The sequence below is a fragment of the Phenylobacterium sp. genome (assembly GCF_030645195.1).
GTDB lineage: Bacteria > Pseudomonadota > Alphaproteobacteria > Caulobacterales > Caulobacteraceae > Phenylobacterium.
Genome location: NZ_JAUSLW010000183.1, coordinates 14,714 through 31,037, shown reverse-complemented (window position 1 = coordinate 31,037; position 16,324 = coordinate 14,714). Strand labels below are relative to the sequence as shown.

The window sequence follows — 16,324 nt, the reverse complement described above, 5'->3', positions numbered from 1 at the left end:
ATGACCATCTGGCGCAAGCTGTTCACCCTGGGCCGCGCGGGCGCGCATGACGCCGCCGCCGGCGTCGTCGACGCCAACGCCCTGAAGATCCTGGATCAGGAGATCCGCGACGCCGACACCGCCCAGGGCAAGGCCCGGGACGACATGGCCACCCTGGTGGCCCGCCGGCGCATCCTGGAGAAGGAGGTGGCCAGCTTCCGCGAGCAGGCCGCCAAGTACGAGGGCTCGGCGCGGGCCGCCGTGGCCAAGGGCGACATGGACCTGGCCCGCCAGGTGGCGCAGCGGATCGCCGACCTGGAGGCCGACGTGGCCCTGAAGGCGCCGCAGATCGTCGACATGCGCGCCGCCGAGGAGCAGCTGCACGCCGCCATCACCGCCACCGACCGCAGGATCGAGACCCTGCGCCGCGAGGTCGAGGTGGTGAAGGTCAACGAGTCGGTGCAGCGCGCCCAGGCCTCGGTGGCCGCCCGCGGCGCCGGGGCCGGCTCCTCGCTGGGCTCGGCGGCCGACAGCCTGGCGCGGATCAAGGAACGCCAGGCCATCCGTGGCGAGCGCATCCAGGCCGCCGCCGAGCTGGAGGACATGCGCACCGGCGCCGACCTGGACGAGAAGCTGCGGCTGGCGGGCATCGGGCCCGGCCAGTCCTCGGCCGACGACGTCCTGGCCCGCCTGGCCGCGCCCGCGCCCACCCTGCAGATCGAGCAGAAGGCCGCGGCCAAGTCCGGAGACGAGTAGGGGGTGAAACGCCTCATCCTGGAGCCCCGCCCCGACTGGAAGGACAAGGCCGACGCGGTGGGGTTCGTCTACCACCACACGGAAGGCCAGGCCTATTGGGACGAGAGCGCGGCCTACGCCTTCACCTTGGCGCAGGTGGAGGAGGACCTGGAGCCGGCCGCCGCCGAGTTGCACGAGCTCTGCCTGGACCTGGTGGACGAGGCCTCGCGCAGCGATGAGCTGCTGACCAAGCTGGCCATCCCGGCCGAGCACCGGGACTTCGTGGCCGCCTCCTGGCGCGCCAAGGAGCCCTCCCTCTATGGCCGGTTCGACTTCGGCTATGACGGGACCGCCAAGCCCAAGCTCTACGAGTACAACGCCGACACCCCCACCAGCGTGTTCGAGGCGGCCACCTTCCAGTGGCTGTGGCTGGAGGAGCTGCTGGCCTCAGGCGCCCTGCCGCCGGGGACCGACCAGTTCAACAGCCTGTTCGAGGCCCTACGCGACCGGTTCAGGGCCCTGTTCCCCACCGGCGGCTTCGTCCATTTCGCCAGCGACGCTCGCGCGGTGGAGGACCGGCAGACCGTGCGGTTCTTCGAGGACCTGGCCACCCAGGCGGGGCTCGACCCGAAGTTCGTGGCCATGCTGGACATCGGGGTGAACGCGCAGGGCCAGTTCGCCGACCCCGACGGCCTGCTGCTGCAGGCGGCGTTCAAGCTCTATCCCTGGGAGGACATGCTGCGCGAGCCCTATGCCGCGCACCTGGCCACCGCCAAGGTCCGCTGGCTGGAGCCGCCCTGGAAGGCGATCCTCTCCAACAAGGGAATCCTGCCGCTGCTGTGGGAACGGCACCCCGGCCACCCGAACCTGCTGGAGGCCTATTTCGAGGGCGATCCGGGGGCGTCGGCCCTGGAAGCCCGCTACGTGCGCAAGCCGCTGTTCTCCCGCGAGGGCGCCAATGTGGAGATCGTCGGCGGCGATGAGCCGGTGCTGGACCAGGGCTATGGCGCCGAGGGGGCTATCCTGCAGGCCTATCACCCGCCGCCGGACTTCGACGGCAAGCGCCCGGTGGTGGGCGCCTGGATCGTCGGCGCCGAGCCGGCCGGGATCGGCATCCGCGAGGACGACAGCGCGGTGACCAAGAACCTCGCCCGCTTCGTGCCCCACATCATCGAGGCCTGAGGCTCAGAGGCCCAACCGGCGCTCCGGCCGGGGGATCACGGGGCCGGCCGGATCAGACCACCAGCACCCAGGCCACCATGAAGACCACGGCGCCCAGGGTGGTCCAGAGCAGCATGTTGATGAGCATGCGGATCATGCCGCGCTCGTGCTCGTCGACGACGCCGAGCGCGTCGCAGACCGCGTTGGCGGGCAGCATCAGGAAATGGAGCATGGTCAGTCCTTCCATGGGGCGGGGGCGGGGCGTCATGACCCGGTCGCGCCGGTGAGGGGCGGAAGCTCGCCGCGGGTGGCGGCGATTCCGTACTGCAGGCTCTGGGCGATCATCTCCGACTTGGCGATGAACAGCGCCGCGGCCTGCGGCGGACACAGCCGTTCGGCGCTCTGGCGGAACAGATGCAGCCAGCGGACAAAGTGGGCCGGCGAGATCTCCGGGATCTTGCTGTGGGCGACCATGGGCGAGCCCCTGAAGCGGCCGGTCATCAGCATCACCGAGGACCAGAAGTCGCAGAGCTTGGCCAGGTGGGCGTCCCATTCGTCGCCGATGATCCGGTTGAAGATCGGGCCCAGGGCCGGGTCGGCGCGGACGGTGGCGTAGAAGCCGTGGACCAGGTCGCAGATCATCGCCTCGGTGACGCCCACGGCCGCGCCGGGGCCGAGGCGGAGGGGGGACGCGGAAACGGACGGGGAGCTCATGGGGGGATCTGTTCGGGTTGCGATTTGAACATGTATCTACAATATTGGTTTAAACCTGGCTAGGCCCCGCGCGGATCGGCCGCGCGCGCCGGCGGGCAGGAGCGACCGTGTTCATCACCACCGAACCGACGCCCAATCCGGACGCCATGAAGTTCTCACCCTCGGGGGACGCCGGGGGCGGGGAGGGGCTCCTGGCCCTGGAAAGCGTCCTGACCGTCGCGCTCCGGGCGCTGCCGGGGGTCGGCGGGGTCTTTGTCGCGCCAGGCTTCGTGACGGTGACCCGGACCCAGGGTCGGCCCTGGGCGCGGCTGGGCCCGGAGGTGGTCGCCGCCCTGAGCGCCGTCCTGGAACGGGAGGTCCGCGCCCCGCCGCAGGGCGCCGCGCCGGCCGGCGCGCCCGCGCCCTCCGGCGACACCGACCTGGAGGCCGAGATCCGCGGCGTCCTGGACCGGCATGTGCGGCCCGGCGTGGCGCGCGACGGCGGGGACATCGAGTTCGATCGCTTCGACGCCCAGGCCGGCGTGCTCTGGATCCACATGCGCGGCGCCTGCGGCGGTTGCCCGTCCGCGCGCCTGACTCTGAAGGGCGGGGTGCAGCGGATCGTCCAGTATTACGTGCCCGAGGTGGCCGGGGTGGAGGAGGTCGAGGCCGAGCCGTCGGCGACCGTCTCGGTGGGCGAGCGCCTGAAGGCCTGGGCCGCGCGGCTGGACGGGCGACCGGGACCGCCAGCCCGCACGGCCTTCAGCCACCAGGGCCGGCCGATCGCGCCCGAACGCGTCTAGAGCTGTTCCCGTTTCGAATGAATCGAAACGGGGCTCTAGAGTCCTGACTTGGTCGCTCTTCCTGATCGCCTGACTTGATCCAAGTCAGGCGGGAAACGCTCTAGAGGTCGGAGGTCTCGGCGGGCGGGCCCCGGGCCAACAGGGCCTGCAGGGCGCCCTGGTTCTCCACCAGGTCGGCCAGGCTGTAGCCGTCCAGGACATCGAGGAAGGCGGCGCGCGCCTCGTGCAGGGCGCGGCGGAGCTTGCAGGCCGGGGTGATGACGCAGGCGCCGTTCGCCGGATCGAAGCAGGGGACCAGGGCCATGTCCGGCTCGGTGCGGCGCACCACCTCCCCCAGGATGATGTCCTCGGGCGGGCGGCCCAGCCGCAGGCCGCCGTTCTTGCCCCGCACCGTCTCGATGTAACCGGCCAGGCCGAGCTGATAGACCACCTTCATGAGGTGGTTCCTGGAGATCCCGTAGCTGGCGGCGATCTCGGCGATGGTGGGCAGGCGGTCGCGGGGCAGGGCCAGGTACATCAGCACTCGCAGCGAGAAGTCGGTGTAGACGGTCAGTCGCATTCTCGTCTCTCAGGCGCCGACGACGAGGCTTGTCGGGGTCGCGCTCAACGCCATGCGCGGGCTCACCGGCCGATCATCATCGCCAGACGGGCGAGCGTGAGCTTGAGCATGAACACCGGCGGATAGCCCGGGTAACTGGGCAGGGGACCTGCGGGCCGCCGTGACGTCCCGCCCGTCTGGATGCGCATCTGAACCGGCGGCGCGTCCCGCCCCAGCCGGGCGCGGTACACCGAGAACCAGTGGCCCTTTTCGTAATCCAGGAACATCGGCGTGTCGCAGCAGGACGCGATCACCCTGCGGGTCGGGGACCCGGGGTCAAGCCGATGGTCGCGCAACCGCTCTTGCCCCTTCAGGCAGGTGACCTGATCCTTGCGAAACAGAATGCACGGGGTCCCCCCTTCCGTATCGCGCAGGGGGTCGGCTCCGCTGAGGCGTCCAAGCTGAACAGCGGCTTCACGGCAGTCGTCGCAGTGGCAGACGGCGCCAAGAATTGGCGGGCCGGATACGCGGTATTCTACGCCACCGCATTGGCAGGTGAGACGAAGATCCTTGGCCGGCTTGGGCGCCACTTGCGTCTCCCGTTTCCATCAGGCGTAGGCGTGCAGTCATTGTGTTGGCGGGCAAGTCGTGTCCAGAACATTTGCAGACCGATGTTTCTGGACCCCCGGCTTGGGACGATGGGCGGCTAATGCAGGGGGAAGACGAAGTGTTCGCACGCTTGCACTGGACTGGAACTGTGGCGGCGCTGCTGCTGGCTGTGGCGCATATCTTCATGACCACGCGCCTCTATGAAGATCTGACGATTCAGGCGCTTTGGTTTGCCGGAACCGGGTTGGGGGTCTTTGCCGTAGGCTTGGTCAATGTGCTCGCCTTGCAGGCCCCGACGATGCTTGGCCGGGCTCTTGCGCTTCTGGCGAACCTGCTGACCACCATCCTCATGATCTTGCTCTATTGGCTGCATCCGGCGGGACAGATCCTGTTTGGTCTTGCGCTCTTCGCCGTCCTCAGCGTCTGCACCCTCACGGCCTTCCTCCGCCCCATCCCGACCTAGAGCTGTTCCCGTTTCGAATGAATCGAAACGGGGCTCTAGAGTTCTGACTTGGTCGCTCTTCCTGATCGCCTGACTTGATCCAAGTCAGGCGGGAAACGCTCTAGGCCAACAGCTTGCCGATCGCGCCACCGATCGCCCCGGTGACCGCCGAGCTGAGCGTGCCCAGGGCCAGCACCATCGGCGGCACGTCCTTCAGGGCCAGGGAGACGCCGATGCCGATCAGGGCGCAGGCGCCGCCCACCAGGGCTCCGCCCGTGAGGCTCGGAACCCAGCCCTGGGCGGCCAGCCTCGCATAGGCCAGGCCCGCCGCCAGGGAGATGGCCATGCCGCCGAGGGCGAAGACGTTGTTCTTGATGACCGGCACATAGTGGCCGGCGATCACCATGGCGAGCTGGACGAGGGTGGCGATGGCCAGGGTGGTCAGGATCAGTCGAATGTTCATGGCTTGGCGGCCCCTTGCACCTTGCGATCGGCCGCGACGGCCTTTTCCTTGGCGGCGCGCTCGGCCCAGTCGATGGGACCCGACACGAAACGCGCCTTCAGCTCGGCCAGGGAGTAGGCGTTGGCCCACTCGAACTGGCGGTAGAGATTGTCGAACACCGGCCCCGCGCCGTACCCGACCCCCGACAGGGTGACCCGCGTGGTCTGGGGCGTCGGAGAGGCCAGCTCGATCACCACCGCGGTCTGGGCGAATTCCGCCGCGCCCGGGAAGCCGGCCGGCGCCTGGACGTTGCGCAGCACCAGCAGGCGCTCGGGCACGTAGGCGGTGATCTGGTTGCGGATATTGTCGGGCGAGCCCAGCCGGGCGGCCGGGTTGTAGTTGGTCTCGATGATCCCGCCGATCTTCAGGTCCACAGAGGCCAGGGGCGTGGCCCAGGTCCGGTAGCCCTCGGAGGTGGTGAAGGCGGTCCAGACCTGCGCCCGCGGGGCGGGCACGACGATGGAGAGTTGCAGGACCCGGTCGCCGTCGGTCTCCACGAAGCCGCTGTTCTCGACGCCGGGGAAGTCCTTCCAGCTGGCCGCCTGGGCCTGGGCCGCGCCCGCAAGGACGAGTCCCGCGGCGATGGCGCCGATCCGTCGTTTCATTGGGTGTTCCCCCGGCCGTCGTGATGGGCCCCGGCGGAGGCGGCCTGCTCAAGCCGGGTCAGGTAGTCGGCCAGCATGTCCACGCAGGCGTCGAAGGCTTCCAGGGTGCGGTGGGTGCGCGACTGCATCACGCCGCCCTCCATGGTGGTCAGGATGAACAGGGCCAGCTTGCCGCGGTCGAGGTCGGCGGGCAGGCGCGCGCCCGCGTCGTCCAGGCAGGCGCGCACATGGGCCGCCCAGCCGGTGAAGTTCATCGACAGAAGTTCTCGCACCGGCGGATCGGGCTCGTGCAGCTCCAGGGCCAGGGACCCGATGGGGCAGCCATAGGCGCAGTCGCTGGCCTCCAGCAGCTGGCGGTAGCGGGCCAGCAGGGCGAAGATCCGCGCGATGGGGTCGTCCTCGCCGGCCCAGGCGGGCGCGATCAGCATCGGATAGATGCCGTCGCGATAGGTCTCCAGCACCGCGATCAGCAGGTCCTGCTTGGTGGGAAAGAAGTGGTAGAGGCTGCCTGCATTGGCCTCGGCCGCCCGCAGGATGTCGGCGATGGAGGTCGACAGGAATCCCTTCTCCCCGAACAGCTGAAGGGCGGAAAAGAGGATACGTTCGCGCGTCGGTTCCATGCAGGCCCCCTCACTTGAATGCTCACTCAAATCTCGCTTGACTGAGCATTCAAGTGAAGTTTTGGTAATCTGCGGGCGCTCGCTTGCCGCTGGATCTAGGAGAGCGCCTCGGTGAGCAGCCGCGCCAGCAGGTCGGCCACCACGTCCTGGCCCGCCGGCTCGGCGATCAGGTCCTGGCGGACCTCGAGCTCCAGATAGTCCAGGCCGCGCGGGTCGGCGTGCAGGGGCACGGTGTTGTCGGTCTCGTCCATCCGGTAGGGCTGGTTGTCCCCGGCCTCGTCCCCGAGCTCCCGCTGCAGCAGGGCCAGCATCCGGCGCGAGAGGCGGGAATCGTCGCGGTGCAGCACCCCCATGCGCCAGGATCGCGACTGGCCCTGCATCACCGGGGTGAAGCTGTGCAGCGAAACCAGGAGGGTCGGCCGCCCCTGGCGCGCCCGGCGGTCGAGGGCCTCGGCGATGGCGTCCTGATAGGGCTGGTAGATCTCGCCGCGTCGGGCCGAGACCGCCTCGGGCGTCAGGCCGACATTGCCGGGAATGGCCACCCCGTCGCTCACCTCCGGAATGGCGGCGGGCGCGCCTGGCCTGCGGTTGCAGTCGATCACCAGCCGCGAATAGGCCTGGGCGATGAAGGTGGCGTCCAGGCGCTGGGCGAGGCGTTCGCCGAGGCCGGCGATCCCGATGTCCCAGGCGATGTGGCCGTCCAGGTCGGCGGCCGCCAGCCCCAGGCGCCCGAGGCCCCTCGGGATCGCGCGGCCCGCATGGTCGCCGATGAGCAGCAGGGGGCAGGCGCCGCCTGGAATCGTGACAGACACCGGGGACGGATCGTCGCGCCCGAGAATTCGTTTAGACCTTAGAGACAAATCGGCCCCACGCTCGCCCAATGCCGATCCTCTCGATCCGTCATGTCACCCGCTACCGCTACCGCAATCCCGTGGCGCTCGGCGAGCATCGCATGATGTTCCGGCCCCGCGAGAGTTATGACCAGCGCATCCTCACCTGCGACCTGACCATCAGTCCCACGCCAGCGCGCCTGCGGTCGGTGCACGACGTGTTCGGCAACTGCGTCGGGGTGGCGGGCTTTTCGGGCCGCGCCGAGGAGCTGGTCTTCGACAGCCATGTCCGCCTGGAGCACACTCCCCTGCCGGCCTTCGCCGACGTGGACGGGGAGGTGGAGGTCTATACGGGCGCCATGCCCTTCGACTACAGCCCCGAGGACCTGCCGGACCTTGAGCTGTCCATGCGCCGCCACTATCCAGATCCGGAGGGCCTGATCGACGCCTGGGCGCGGCGGTTCGTCAAGCCGGTGGGCAAGACCAGCCTGCAGACCCTGCTCAGCGATATGACCCAGGCCATCTATGCCGAGTTCAAGTACGGGACGCGGACGGACCGCGGCGTGCAGAGCCCGGTGGAAACGCTGGCCCTGGGCAGCGGCGCCTGCCGCGACTATGCGGTGCTGATGATGGAGGCGGCCCGCAGCCTCGGCCTCGCCGCCCGTTTCGTCTCCGGCTACATCTACAGCCCCATGACCGGGGCGGGCTTCAGCCGGACCAGCGCCGGTCACACCCACGCCTGGGTGCGGGTTTTCCTGCCGGCCTGCGGCTGGGTGGAGTTCGATCCCACCAACGGCATCGTCGGCAACGCCGACCTGGTCCGCGTGGCCATCGCCCGCGATCCCCGCCAGGCGGCGCCGCTGCACGGAAGCTGGTCGGGCCTGCCCACGGACTATCTCGGCATGGAGGTCGAGGTCGATGTGCGTGACGAAGGCGAGGTCGCCATGCAACCTGTCGCCGCCCGAGCCATTGGCTCAGCCGGATAGCTGCCTTTCGGAAAACAGATGCGTATCAAGTCGGGCTTCGAGATCATCTACGATTGCCCGGCGCCGGTTCCGATGCTGCTGATGCTCAGCGTCCACCCGACCCGGCGGCACGACCTGGAAACCCCCGACTGGCTGCGCACCGATCCGGTGCTGGACGTGCGCCAGTACCTGGACGCCTACGGCAACATCTGCAGCCGCATTCTGGCCCCTGCCGGCCGCCTGACCCTGTCGGCCGACTTCATCATCGCCGACGACGGCGAGCCCGACGTGATCTCGCCCTTCGCGCGCCAGGCCGCGGTGGAGGACCTGCCCGACGATGTGCTGATCTTCCTGCTGGGCAGCCGCTATTGCGAGACCGATCGGCTGAGCGACATCGCCTGGTCGATGTTCCAGACGACCGAGCCGGGTTGGCCCCGCGTCCAGGCCATCGTCGACTGGGTCCACAATCACATCAAGTTCGGCTACGAGCACGCGCGGCCGACCATGACGGCCTTCGAGGCCTATTGCGAAGGCCGCGGCGTCTGCCGCGACTACGCCCACCTGGCGGTCGCCTTCTGCCGCTGCATGAACATCCCGGCCCGCTACTGCACGGGATACCTGGGCGACATCGGGGTGCCCATCGTCGGCGAGATGGATTTCAGCGCCTGGTTCGAGGTCTATCTGGGCGGCAAGTGGCACGCCTTCGACGCCCGCAACAACCGCCCGCGCATTGGCCGGGTGCTGATCGCCCGGGGCCGCGACGCCACCGACGTGGCCATCGCCAACACCTTCGGCCCGGCCATCCTCAGCGGCTTCAAGGTGGTGGCCCACGACCTGCCGGACGCGGGCTGAGCGCGGCGGCTTGTGCGCGGTCGTGGCGCGGATACCCGTAGGCTTAGTCGCCGCAGGCGACGCGGTGATCAATCTTGTGCTTGCGGAGAAAAACGAGCATATTCGCCGCAACATATGCGGAGAATATGGCGACCTATATCCATCAGCTAGAGGAGTGGCCAGAGCTGCGCTGCAGCTTGGCGCTCTTGGAGGAGCAGCTCGGCTCAGTGCGTCATCGCCAGGGCCGACTGATCGGCCGCATGGAAAGCCTCGGCTTCTCGCTTCGTGCGGAAGCTGTCCTGCAAACCCTGACCGAAGACGTTCTCAAGTCCAGCGAGATCGAAGGCGAGATCCTGGACAAGGATCAGGTTCGCTCCTCAATCGCGCGCCGGCTCGGTATGGACATCGGTGGGCTGACGGCCGCGGATCGCGATGTCGAAGGCGTCGTCGAGATGATGCTCGACGCCACCCAAAACTATGGCGACCCGCTCACCGAAGAGCGCTTGTTCGCCTGGCATGCTTCGCTGTTTCCGACTGGGCGGAGCGGCATGCGCAAGATCACCGTCGGCGCCTGGCGCACGGCGGCGAGCGGGCCCATGCAGGTGGTCTCTGGCCCCCTCGGTCGCGAACGCGTTCACTATGAAGCGCCGACCGCCGACCGTCTTGCCCCCGAAATGTCTGCGTTTCTCGCCTGGTTCAATGATGGGCCGCCACTGGACCCGGTGTTGAAGGCGGGGATCGCCCATCTGTGGTTCGTCACCATCCACCCCTTCGAAGACGGAAACGGTCGTATTGCGCGGACCATCGCAGACATGGCGCTGGCGCGTTCGGAGAAAAGTCCGCAGCGCTTCTATAGCATGTCGGCGCAGATCCGTGCGGAGCGGAAGGCCTACTACCAAATCCCGGAGACGACCCAGGGGGGAGACCTCGATATCACCGACTGGCTGCTGTGGTTCCTGGCCTGTCTGGACCGCGCGTTCGACGGAGCGGAAACCATCCTGGCGAATGTCCTTCGCAAGGCCCGTTTCTGGGAGGCGCTGGAGGGACAAGTCCTCAACGAGCGCCAGCGCAAGGTTATCAACCGGCTGCTCGACGGGTTCGAGGGCAAGTTGACCTCATCCAAGTGGGCGACCATGGCCAACACCTCTCCGGACACCGCACTGCGCGACATCAGCGACCTGGTTGCGCGTCATATCCTCACCAAGGATGCGGGTGGCGGCCGCAGCACGAGCTACTCGTTGCAGGACAAACATGCCGACGGTTAGCGAGCCGACCTGCCGGACGCCGCCTAGAAGGCGCCGCCGGCCCGAGGGCGGGCCGTCAGCTTGACGAACTGTGAGGGCGGCCTACATTGTAGGCACATACCTACATTCAGGTGCGCGTATGGTCATCACTACTGTTTCCAGCCGATCCTTCAATCAGGACGCCAGCGGCGCAAAGAAGGCGGCCCAGCGTGGGCCTGTGTTCATCACCGATCGCGGCAGGCCCGCCCACGTGCTGCTCACCATCGAGGACTATGAGCGGCTCGCGGGGCGTTCGGTGACCCTGTCCGAGGCGTTGGCCCAGGCAACGGACTTCGATTTCGAGCCGACCCGGCTCGGCGACCTCGGATTGCGGTCGGCCGACCTAGACTGATGTTCGTCCTCGACACGAACGTCATCTCCGAGCTGCGGCGGCCCGCCCGCGCCGACCCCCATCTCCTCGCTTGGGCTTCAGGGACCCCGACCTCCCGCCTCTTCCTCTCAGCCATCACCCTCTTGGAGATCGAGATGGGAGTACTTCGCATCGCGCGGAGAGATCAGGCCCAGGGCCGGCTGTTGCGCGCCTGGATCGACGATCAGATTCTCCCGACCTTCGAAGACCGGATTCTGGCGATCGACGCCGCCGTGGCGCGCCGTTGCGCTCAACTGCATGTTCCCGACCCCCGGTCCGAACGCGACGCCCTCATCGCCGCGACGGCGCTGGTTCACGGCATGACGGTGGTGACCCGCAATGTGGCCGACTTTGCGCCGATGGGGGTCGCCCTGCTCAACCCTTGGCAGCCTGCAGGCTCATAGTCCCCAGCGCGCTCAGGCCGACGCCCGCAGCCGGGCATAGGCGTCCAGCGCGCGCTGGCGGGCGAAGGCGTGATCGACGATGGGGTTGGGGTAGTCGCGGCCCAGCCACACGCCGGCCTTCACCAGATCCCGCGGGGTCGCGGTCCAGGGCGCGTGGATCACCTTGGCCGGCAGGCGGGCGAGTTCCGGGACCCAGCGGCGGATGTAGTCGCCGGGGGGATCGAACTTCTCGCTCTGGGTGATGGGATTGAAGATGCGGAAATAGGGCGAGGCGTCGGCGCCCGAGCCCGCCACCCACTGCCAGCCGCCGGCGTTGGAGGCGTGGTCGGCGTCGGCCAGGGTGTCCCAGAACCACTGCTCGCCCAGCCGCCAGTCCACCAGCAGGTGCTTGGTGAGGAAGGAGGCGGTGATCATCCGCACCCGATTGTGCATCCAGCCGGTGGTCCAGAGCTGGCGCATCCCGGCGTCGACGATGGGATAGCCGGTGGCGCCGCGCGTCCAGGCCTCGAACCCGGCCGGGTCGTCGCGCCAGGGGAAGGGGTCGAAGGCGGGGTTGAAGCTGGCGCGGGCCAGGTCGGCGCCGGCCGCGGCGCGGGTGTGGGTGATGGCGGCGTTGAAGTCGCGCCAGCCGAGCTCGGCCAGGAACTTCTCCACCTCGCTCTCGCCGGCCTGGCCATGGTGGGCGGCGGCCTGGGCGGCGCGCCAGCAGGCCTTGGGACTGATCTCGCCGAAGTGCAGATGGGGGGAGAGGCGCGAGGTGCCCTCCACGGCCGGCCGGTCGCGGTCGGTGGCATAGGTCCTCAAGCCCGTCTCGACGAACCGATCCAGGGCCTCATGGGCGCCGGCCTCGCCAGGCCGCCAGTCGCCGAAGCCCTTCGACCAGTCCGGCGCCCTCGGGTGCAGGTCCCAGTCGGCCAGGCGTTCCGAGGCGGGCCAGGCGGCGGGGGCGGGCAGGGCGTCGGGCGGGGCGAGAGCGCCAGAGTCCGTCACCAGCTGCCGGGCGGTTCGCCAGAAGGGGGTGAAGACGCTGAAGGGGCCGCCGGTTTTGGTGCGCACGGCTTCCAGATTGACCAGGTGGCCGCCGTTGAAGCGGCGGGGCTCCACCCCATCGGCCTTGAGGGCCTGGGCGAGGTGGGCGTCACGCTCCGGGTAGCCGGGATCGAACAGGGCGTTCCAGGTGACGGCCGTGGCGCGGGTCTCGGCGGCCAGGGCGCGCACGATGTCGGCGGCGGGGCCTCGGCGCAGGATGAGCCGCGAGCCGAGGGCCTCCAGCGCCGCGGCCAGGGCGGCGAGCGACTTGTCCAGCCACCAGAGGGAGGCCGCGCCCGGCGACCTGAGGCCTTGGGTTTGGTCCAGCACATAGAGGGCGGTCACTGGCCCGCCCGCGCGAAGGGCGGCCTCCAGGGCGGGATTGTCGGCCAGGCGCAGGTCGCGGCGGAACCAGACGATCGTGGTGGCGCGGGTCATGGCCGACCTCTAGCCGAGCCGGCGCGCGGCGTCAGGAAAACCCGTCCCGCTCGCTTACCGGAAGGCGCCCTTGCGGCGCCCCACCCGATACGTCACCCCTCCGACCTCCGTGCCGGGTCAATTGCGAGGCGGGCCGGCGATGTCGGCCCGGTTGCGGGGGTTGATGAAGACGCAGGTCTGGCCCTGCAGCTGGAAGGGCCGCACCACGATGTTCTGGCCGTAGACGCCGATGGCGGGATTGTTGGGCGACTTGTAGCTCAGCTTGTAGGTCCCCTCCGGCACGGCGAACTTCCGAATCGTCGACGTGCTGGTGGGGGTGACGCTCGGGAACTGATAGGTCGGCCCCGTCGGCTGTTTGCGGAAGGTGTATTCCAGAGAGACATCGGAGAAGCTGAACAGGTTGAGCCTGACGGTGTTGATGCTGCCGCCGCCCGGGGCGATCTCGCAGATATTGACCGCAGAGGTGACAACCTGGGCCGAGGCCGCAGGCGCCCAGCAGAGCCCGGCGGCGGCGATCGCCGACAACAATGTGATGGGTTTCATTCGTTCTCTCCAAGTCTTCGCCGGGATGGCGCGGCCCGCCGGTTCGCGGTCAGTCAAGCTTCAACACGTCGCCCCGCAGCGGGGCCTCGCCGCTCACCAGGACCGCTGTGGAGAGCCTGTCGCGGACTCCGTCGATCTGAATTACCCCAATGGACGCCATCTCCACGTCGAGCACCACCCCGGTCGACGGATCGGTGAGCACCTTGCCCTTGCGATAGACGTGCAGGGTGGCGCCTTGGGCGACATTGCGGTCGGCGCCAGCGTTGACGTAGATCTTGCCGCCGGTCGCGTCGATCACCAGGGCCGACCAGGGCACGTTGCGCATGCTGGCGGCGATCTGCAGGACGGCCTTGGCGATGGCGTCTTCGCCGGCCTTGCCGATCGGGGAATTGCGGAAGGCGCCGCCGCTGGCCGATGCGCCGGTCCGGGAGTCCACCACGGTGGCGTCCACTGCCGACGATGAGGCCGAGCCCAGGGCCTTGGAGGTCGAGATCACCTGTCCGGTGGCCGCATCGACGAGGCGGAGGGAGATCTCCATGACCGCCTTCTGACTCTTGACCCCAGCGCGCGCGGCGAAGATCGATCCCATGGGCAGGCCGCCGATCCCCAGGCTCGAGCCGCCGGCGGCGGGGTCGTATTTGGTCACCGCGGCGCGCACGATGGCGCTGGCGCCGATCGCCTCGGCGCCAGGAGTGGCGGGGGGCTCCACCACCACGAAGCGTCCGTCCCGGACCAGGGCGTCGGTGAGCATGGCCGTCATGCCTTCGGCGGTGACGGTCCCGCCCACCGCCTCGGTCGCCAGGACCCTATCCACCGACACGGTCTTCTTCAGGCCGTCATAGGCGGCCGGCGGCGGAGGCTGGGCCTGGCTCGGCTGTCCAGCAAGGGTGGCCAGGCCAAGGCCAATGGCGAGCGCGAGGCGCGAGGTCATTCGATAGCCCATGGCAAGGTTCGCTCCCGCGCCGTCTGGGGAACGACGGCCTGCTCAGCCGGCGCTGCGCCGACCTGCCCCAGCCAAGGGTCGTTGGGAGCGCCCGATCGGTTCAAGGCGGGTTTCAAAATCTCGGGCGCGGGCCCGGGGCTCAGAGCCGACCCAGCAACTGCACCAGTTCGGTCTGTCCCTTCACGCCGGTCTTCCGGGAGATGCTCTGCAGATGGTTGCGCGCGGTGTTGACCGACATCTGGGCCTTGGCCGCCGCGCGCTGCAGGTCGGCGCAGCTGACCAGTTCGATGGCGAAGTCGGCTTCCCGCTCGGTCAGGCCAAACACCTCCTGCAACGCCTCTCGGGAGGGGAGCCTGACCGCGGCCAGATCCTGCAGATGAATGACGCAGCCGATGGCTCGCCCGGCGAGGAAACGCTCGGTGGGCGGCGAGGCCATCACCGAGACGACATAGGGGCGGCGTCCCGAGGGGCGTGTCACCAGGACCCGGCCGCCGGGCGCCGCCTCGCTCTGCTTCACCCCCGACAGCGCGGCCTTGACGAGGTGTTGGAGCCGGCGCGTTTCGGGCGGGCGGCGCGTCAGGAAGGTCCCCTCCGCCAGGGTCAGGCCGTCGCCGCTGGCGAGGATGGCGGCGGCCGCGTCGTTCATGAAGGTGGGCGCGCCCGCGGCGTCGAGCAGGATGACGCCGTCGGTCTTGCTGGCCAGCGTGTTGAGCAGTGCGGAGCGGGTCGCGGTCTGGGTCTCGATGACCTGTCCCAGGGTGCTGGCCTGCTCGATAAGGGGCGCCAGGCGTCGAAAGGCGGCGATCGCCTCGGCCGAGGCGTGCCCCTCGGCTTCGGTGCTGAGGATCGCCACGCATAGGGTCAGGTTATTGGGAAGCCTGATATGCGCTCCCAATTGATACGTCACCCCCAGAACCTCGCAGGCCTCGCGACACCAGCGGTTCTGATTCATCTCCTCAACGTTCCAAAGGAGATGGTCGTAATAGATGGACCCGAGAGGGGCGTTCAGGAGATGAGGGGATCGGGGATCCTTGCGGAAGAGCTCGCCGAGGTAATAGGCGCTCGCCTCATTGGGATCTGGTCTGGAGCTCTCAGCGGCGATGAACTCGCCGGAGAGATCGGCAAGTCGAAGGACGGCGGCGTCACTTCGAAACGATCGCGCCAGGAAGCTGAGGGTGTCGCTCCAGGACCCATCCCCCACGGCGGATGCGTAGATCCGGGACACGATGGCGTCGTGGTCACCCTGACCGAGCATGTGGAGTCCCCCCAATCCCGAAGACTTGGCGCATCCTCAACTGAAGTGGTCCAAATGGACTAGTCGAGGCGGTGCTGATCACCAGTTCCAAAGTCTACAAGATCTTGAGGGACATGATGAGTTGGGACTGAGGTCTGGGCAAGCTGTTCCGGCGCGACCGGGCTCGCAATGTCGCTGAAGACCTCAGGGCTGGGCAATGCTGACCGCAGATGCGCTCTATCGGATCGCCAGGGGTGATCGGGCCGCCTTCACCGATCTCTATCAGCGCGTGCAACCCCAACTCGTGGGCTATGCGGGCGCGATTCTCGCCGGGGACGTGGATGCGGCCCTAGACGTGGTGGACGAAGCCTTCCTCAATATTTGGCGCGAAGCCGGTCGCTATGGCGGGGAGGGCAGCGCCGACGGCTGGATTCGCCGCATCGTCCGCAACAAGGCCGTCGACTGGCTGAGAAGCCGCCGTGAGCGACCCGACGCGCGGCGGGCCGAGAAGATCGCCGAACTTGCCGATCTGTCCGACACTCCGGAGCGGGCGGCGGAAAAAACCTCCGCGGCGGATGAACTTCGCGGCGCGCTGGAGCGACTAAGTCCAGATCACAGAGAGGTTGTCTGGCTCTGCTACTTCGAGGAACGTTCGCTGGCGGAGATTGCGGTGATCGCGGGCTGTCCCGAGAATACCGTCAAGACGAGGCTCTTCCATGCTCGGAAGCAGCTTCGTCGTGAGCTGGAGAGGCTGCAGGCGGATTGAG

The 16,324-nt window shown here is 68.5% G+C and carries 22 protein-coding genes; 10 read left to right on the top strand and 12 right to left on the bottom strand.

The window, feature by feature from the left end:
* Together Q7T09_RS15235 and Q7T09_RS15230 are read left to right on the top strand one after the other, a co-directional pair.
* Entirely contained in the window at nt 1-735 is a 735-nt protein-coding gene (locus Q7T09_RS15235) for a PspA/IM30 family protein (RefSeq protein WP_304700799.1), read from the top strand.
* A 3-nt stretch (nt 736-738) separates the two neighbouring features.
* Nucleotides 739-1,896, top strand: a complete 1,158-nt coding sequence (locus Q7T09_RS15230; RefSeq protein ID WP_304700798.1) for a glutathionylspermidine synthase family protein — start codon at nt 739-741, stop codon at nt 1,894-1,896.
* 52 nt (nt 1,897-1,948) lie between these two features.
* Here Q7T09_RS15230 and Q7T09_RS15225 read toward each other — a convergent pair whose 3' ends face one another.
* Both Q7T09_RS15225 and Q7T09_RS15220 read right to left on the bottom strand, forming a co-directional pair.
* The gene (locus tag Q7T09_RS15225; protein ID WP_304700797.1) at nt 1,949-2,107 is read right to left on the bottom strand and encodes a hypothetical protein; all 159 of its coding nucleotides are present in this window, start codon (nt 2,105-2,107) and stop codon (nt 1,949-1,951) included.
* 32 nt (nt 2,108-2,139) lie between these two features.
* The gene (locus Q7T09_RS15220) at nt 2,140-2,589 is read right to left on the bottom strand and encodes a group III truncated hemoglobin (RefSeq protein WP_304700795.1); all 450 of its coding nucleotides are present in this window, start codon (nt 2,587-2,589) and stop codon (nt 2,140-2,142) included.
* A gap of 107 nt (nt 2,590-2,696) precedes the next feature.
* Between Q7T09_RS15220 and Q7T09_RS15215 the strand changes: the two genes are divergently transcribed.
* Nucleotides 2,697-3,371 carry a NifU family protein gene (locus tag Q7T09_RS15215; protein ID WP_304700794.1) on the top strand — a complete coding sequence of 225 codons (675 nt, stop codon included), beginning with the start codon at nt 2,697-2,699 and terminating at the stop codon, nt 3,369-3,371.
* Between the two features lie 100 nt (nt 3,372-3,471).
* On the opposite strand, the gene Q7T09_RS15210 is transcribed toward Q7T09_RS15215, so the two are convergent.
* Both Q7T09_RS15210 and Q7T09_RS15205 read right to left on the bottom strand, forming a co-directional pair.
* Nucleotides 3,472-3,930 carry an Rrf2 family transcriptional regulator gene (locus tag Q7T09_RS15210; protein WP_304700793.1) on the bottom strand — a complete coding sequence of 153 codons (459 nt, stop codon included), beginning with the start codon at nt 3,928-3,930 and terminating at the stop codon, nt 3,472-3,474.
* 62 nt (nt 3,931-3,992) lie between these two features.
* On the bottom strand, nt 3,993-4,499 hold the full coding sequence (locus tag Q7T09_RS15205) for a GFA family protein (RefSeq protein WP_304700792.1): 507 nt from the start codon (nt 4,497-4,499) through the stop codon (nt 3,993-3,995).
* A gap of 167 nt (nt 4,500-4,666) precedes the next feature.
* Here Q7T09_RS15205 and Q7T09_RS15200 point away from each other — a divergent pair, with 167 nt between their 5' ends.
* Nucleotides 4,667-4,981, top strand: coding sequence for a hypothetical protein (locus tag Q7T09_RS15200; RefSeq protein WP_304700790.1), 315 nt, complete (start codon nt 4,667-4,669; stop codon nt 4,979-4,981).
* Nucleotides 4,982-5,081: 100 nt separating this feature from the next.
* Here the strand turns inward: Q7T09_RS15200 and Q7T09_RS15195 are convergent, their stop codons facing one another.
* The 4 genes from Q7T09_RS15195 to Q7T09_RS15180 all read right to left on the bottom strand — a co-directional run bounded on the left by Q7T09_RS15195 (nt 5,082) and on the right by Q7T09_RS15180 (nt 7,499).
* Nucleotides 5,082-5,423 (bottom strand): hypothetical protein, encoded by a 342-nt coding sequence (locus Q7T09_RS15195; protein WP_304700789.1) that lies wholly within the window; start codon nt 5,421-5,423, stop codon nt 5,082-5,084.
* Nucleotides 5,420-6,067, bottom strand: coding sequence for an SRPBCC domain-containing protein (locus Q7T09_RS15190; RefSeq protein ID WP_304700787.1), 648 nt, complete (start codon nt 6,065-6,067; stop codon nt 5,420-5,422). The genes Q7T09_RS15195 and Q7T09_RS15190 overlap by 4 nt, the downstream gene beginning before the upstream one ends.
* The gene (locus Q7T09_RS15185; RefSeq protein ID WP_304700786.1) at nt 6,064-6,687 is read right to left on the bottom strand and encodes a TetR/AcrR family transcriptional regulator; all 624 of its coding nucleotides are present in this window, start codon (nt 6,685-6,687) and stop codon (nt 6,064-6,066) included. Before Q7T09_RS15185 ends, Q7T09_RS15190 begins: the two co-directional genes overlap by 4 nt.
* 95 nt (nt 6,688-6,782) lie before the next feature.
* Nucleotides 6,783-7,499, bottom strand: a complete 717-nt coding sequence (locus Q7T09_RS15180) for an N-formylglutamate amidohydrolase (protein ID WP_304700784.1) — start codon at nt 7,497-7,499, stop codon at nt 6,783-6,785.
* Nucleotides 7,500-7,567: 68 nt separating this feature from the next.
* On the opposite strand from Q7T09_RS15180, the gene Q7T09_RS15175 reads away from it, so the two are divergent.
* The 5 genes from Q7T09_RS15175 to Q7T09_RS15155 all read left to right on the top strand — a co-directional run bounded on the left by Q7T09_RS15175 (nt 7,568) and on the right by Q7T09_RS15155 (nt 11,370).
* Complete coding sequence (locus Q7T09_RS15175; RefSeq protein ID WP_304700782.1) at nt 7,568-8,503, top strand: transglutaminase family protein; 936 nt, start codon at nt 7,568-7,570, stop codon at nt 8,501-8,503.
* 18 nt (nt 8,504-8,521) lie between these two features.
* Nucleotides 8,522-9,334, top strand: a complete 813-nt coding sequence (locus tag Q7T09_RS15170) for a transglutaminase family protein (RefSeq protein WP_304700781.1) — start codon at nt 8,522-8,524, stop codon at nt 9,332-9,334.
* A gap of 125 nt (nt 9,335-9,459) precedes the next feature.
* Nucleotides 9,460-10,578, top strand: a complete 1,119-nt coding sequence (locus tag Q7T09_RS15165; RefSeq protein ID WP_304700779.1) for a Fic family protein — start codon at nt 9,460-9,462, stop codon at nt 10,576-10,578.
* A gap of 118 nt (nt 10,579-10,696) precedes the next feature.
* The gene (locus Q7T09_RS15160) at nt 10,697-10,948 is read left to right on the top strand and encodes a type II toxin-antitoxin system Phd/YefM family antitoxin (protein WP_304700777.1); all 252 of its coding nucleotides are present in this window, start codon (nt 10,697-10,699) and stop codon (nt 10,946-10,948) included.
* Nucleotides 10,948-11,370: a type II toxin-antitoxin system VapC family toxin gene (locus Q7T09_RS15155; RefSeq protein WP_304700776.1), complete on the top strand. Its 423-nt coding sequence runs from the start codon at nt 10,948-10,950 to the stop codon at nt 11,368-11,370. The genes Q7T09_RS15160 and Q7T09_RS15155 overlap by 1 nt, the downstream gene beginning before the upstream one ends.
* A gap of 12 nt (nt 11,371-11,382) precedes the next feature.
* On the opposite strand, the gene Q7T09_RS15150 is transcribed toward Q7T09_RS15155, so the two are convergent.
* From Q7T09_RS15150 to Q7T09_RS15135, 4 genes are all read right to left on the bottom strand, one after another.
* Nucleotides 11,383-12,837 carry a deoxyribodipyrimidine photo-lyase gene (locus Q7T09_RS15150; protein WP_304700774.1) on the bottom strand — a complete coding sequence of 485 codons (1,455 nt, stop codon included), beginning with the start codon at nt 12,835-12,837 and terminating at the stop codon, nt 11,383-11,385.
* 117 nt (nt 12,838-12,954) lie between these two features.
* The gene (locus Q7T09_RS15145; protein WP_304700772.1) at nt 12,955-13,380 is read right to left on the bottom strand and encodes a hypothetical protein; all 426 of its coding nucleotides are present in this window, start codon (nt 13,378-13,380) and stop codon (nt 12,955-12,957) included.
* A 49-nt stretch (nt 13,381-13,429) separates the two neighbouring features.
* Complete coding sequence (locus Q7T09_RS15140; protein ID WP_304700770.1) at nt 13,430-14,311, bottom strand: CsgG/HfaB family protein; 882 nt, start codon at nt 14,309-14,311, stop codon at nt 13,430-13,432.
* Nucleotides 14,312-14,462: 151 nt separating this feature from the next.
* Nucleotides 14,463-15,578, bottom strand: a complete 1,116-nt coding sequence (locus Q7T09_RS15135; protein WP_304700768.1) for a helix-turn-helix transcriptional regulator — start codon at nt 15,576-15,578, stop codon at nt 14,463-14,465.
* A gap of 196 nt (nt 15,579-15,774) precedes the next feature.
* On the opposite strand from Q7T09_RS15135, the gene Q7T09_RS15130 reads away from it, so the two are divergent.
* The gene (locus tag Q7T09_RS15130) at nt 15,775-16,323 is read left to right on the top strand and encodes an RNA polymerase sigma factor (RefSeq protein ID WP_304700767.1); all 549 of its coding nucleotides are present in this window, start codon (nt 15,775-15,777) and stop codon (nt 16,321-16,323) included.
* Nucleotide 16,324: the final 1 nt, after the last annotated feature.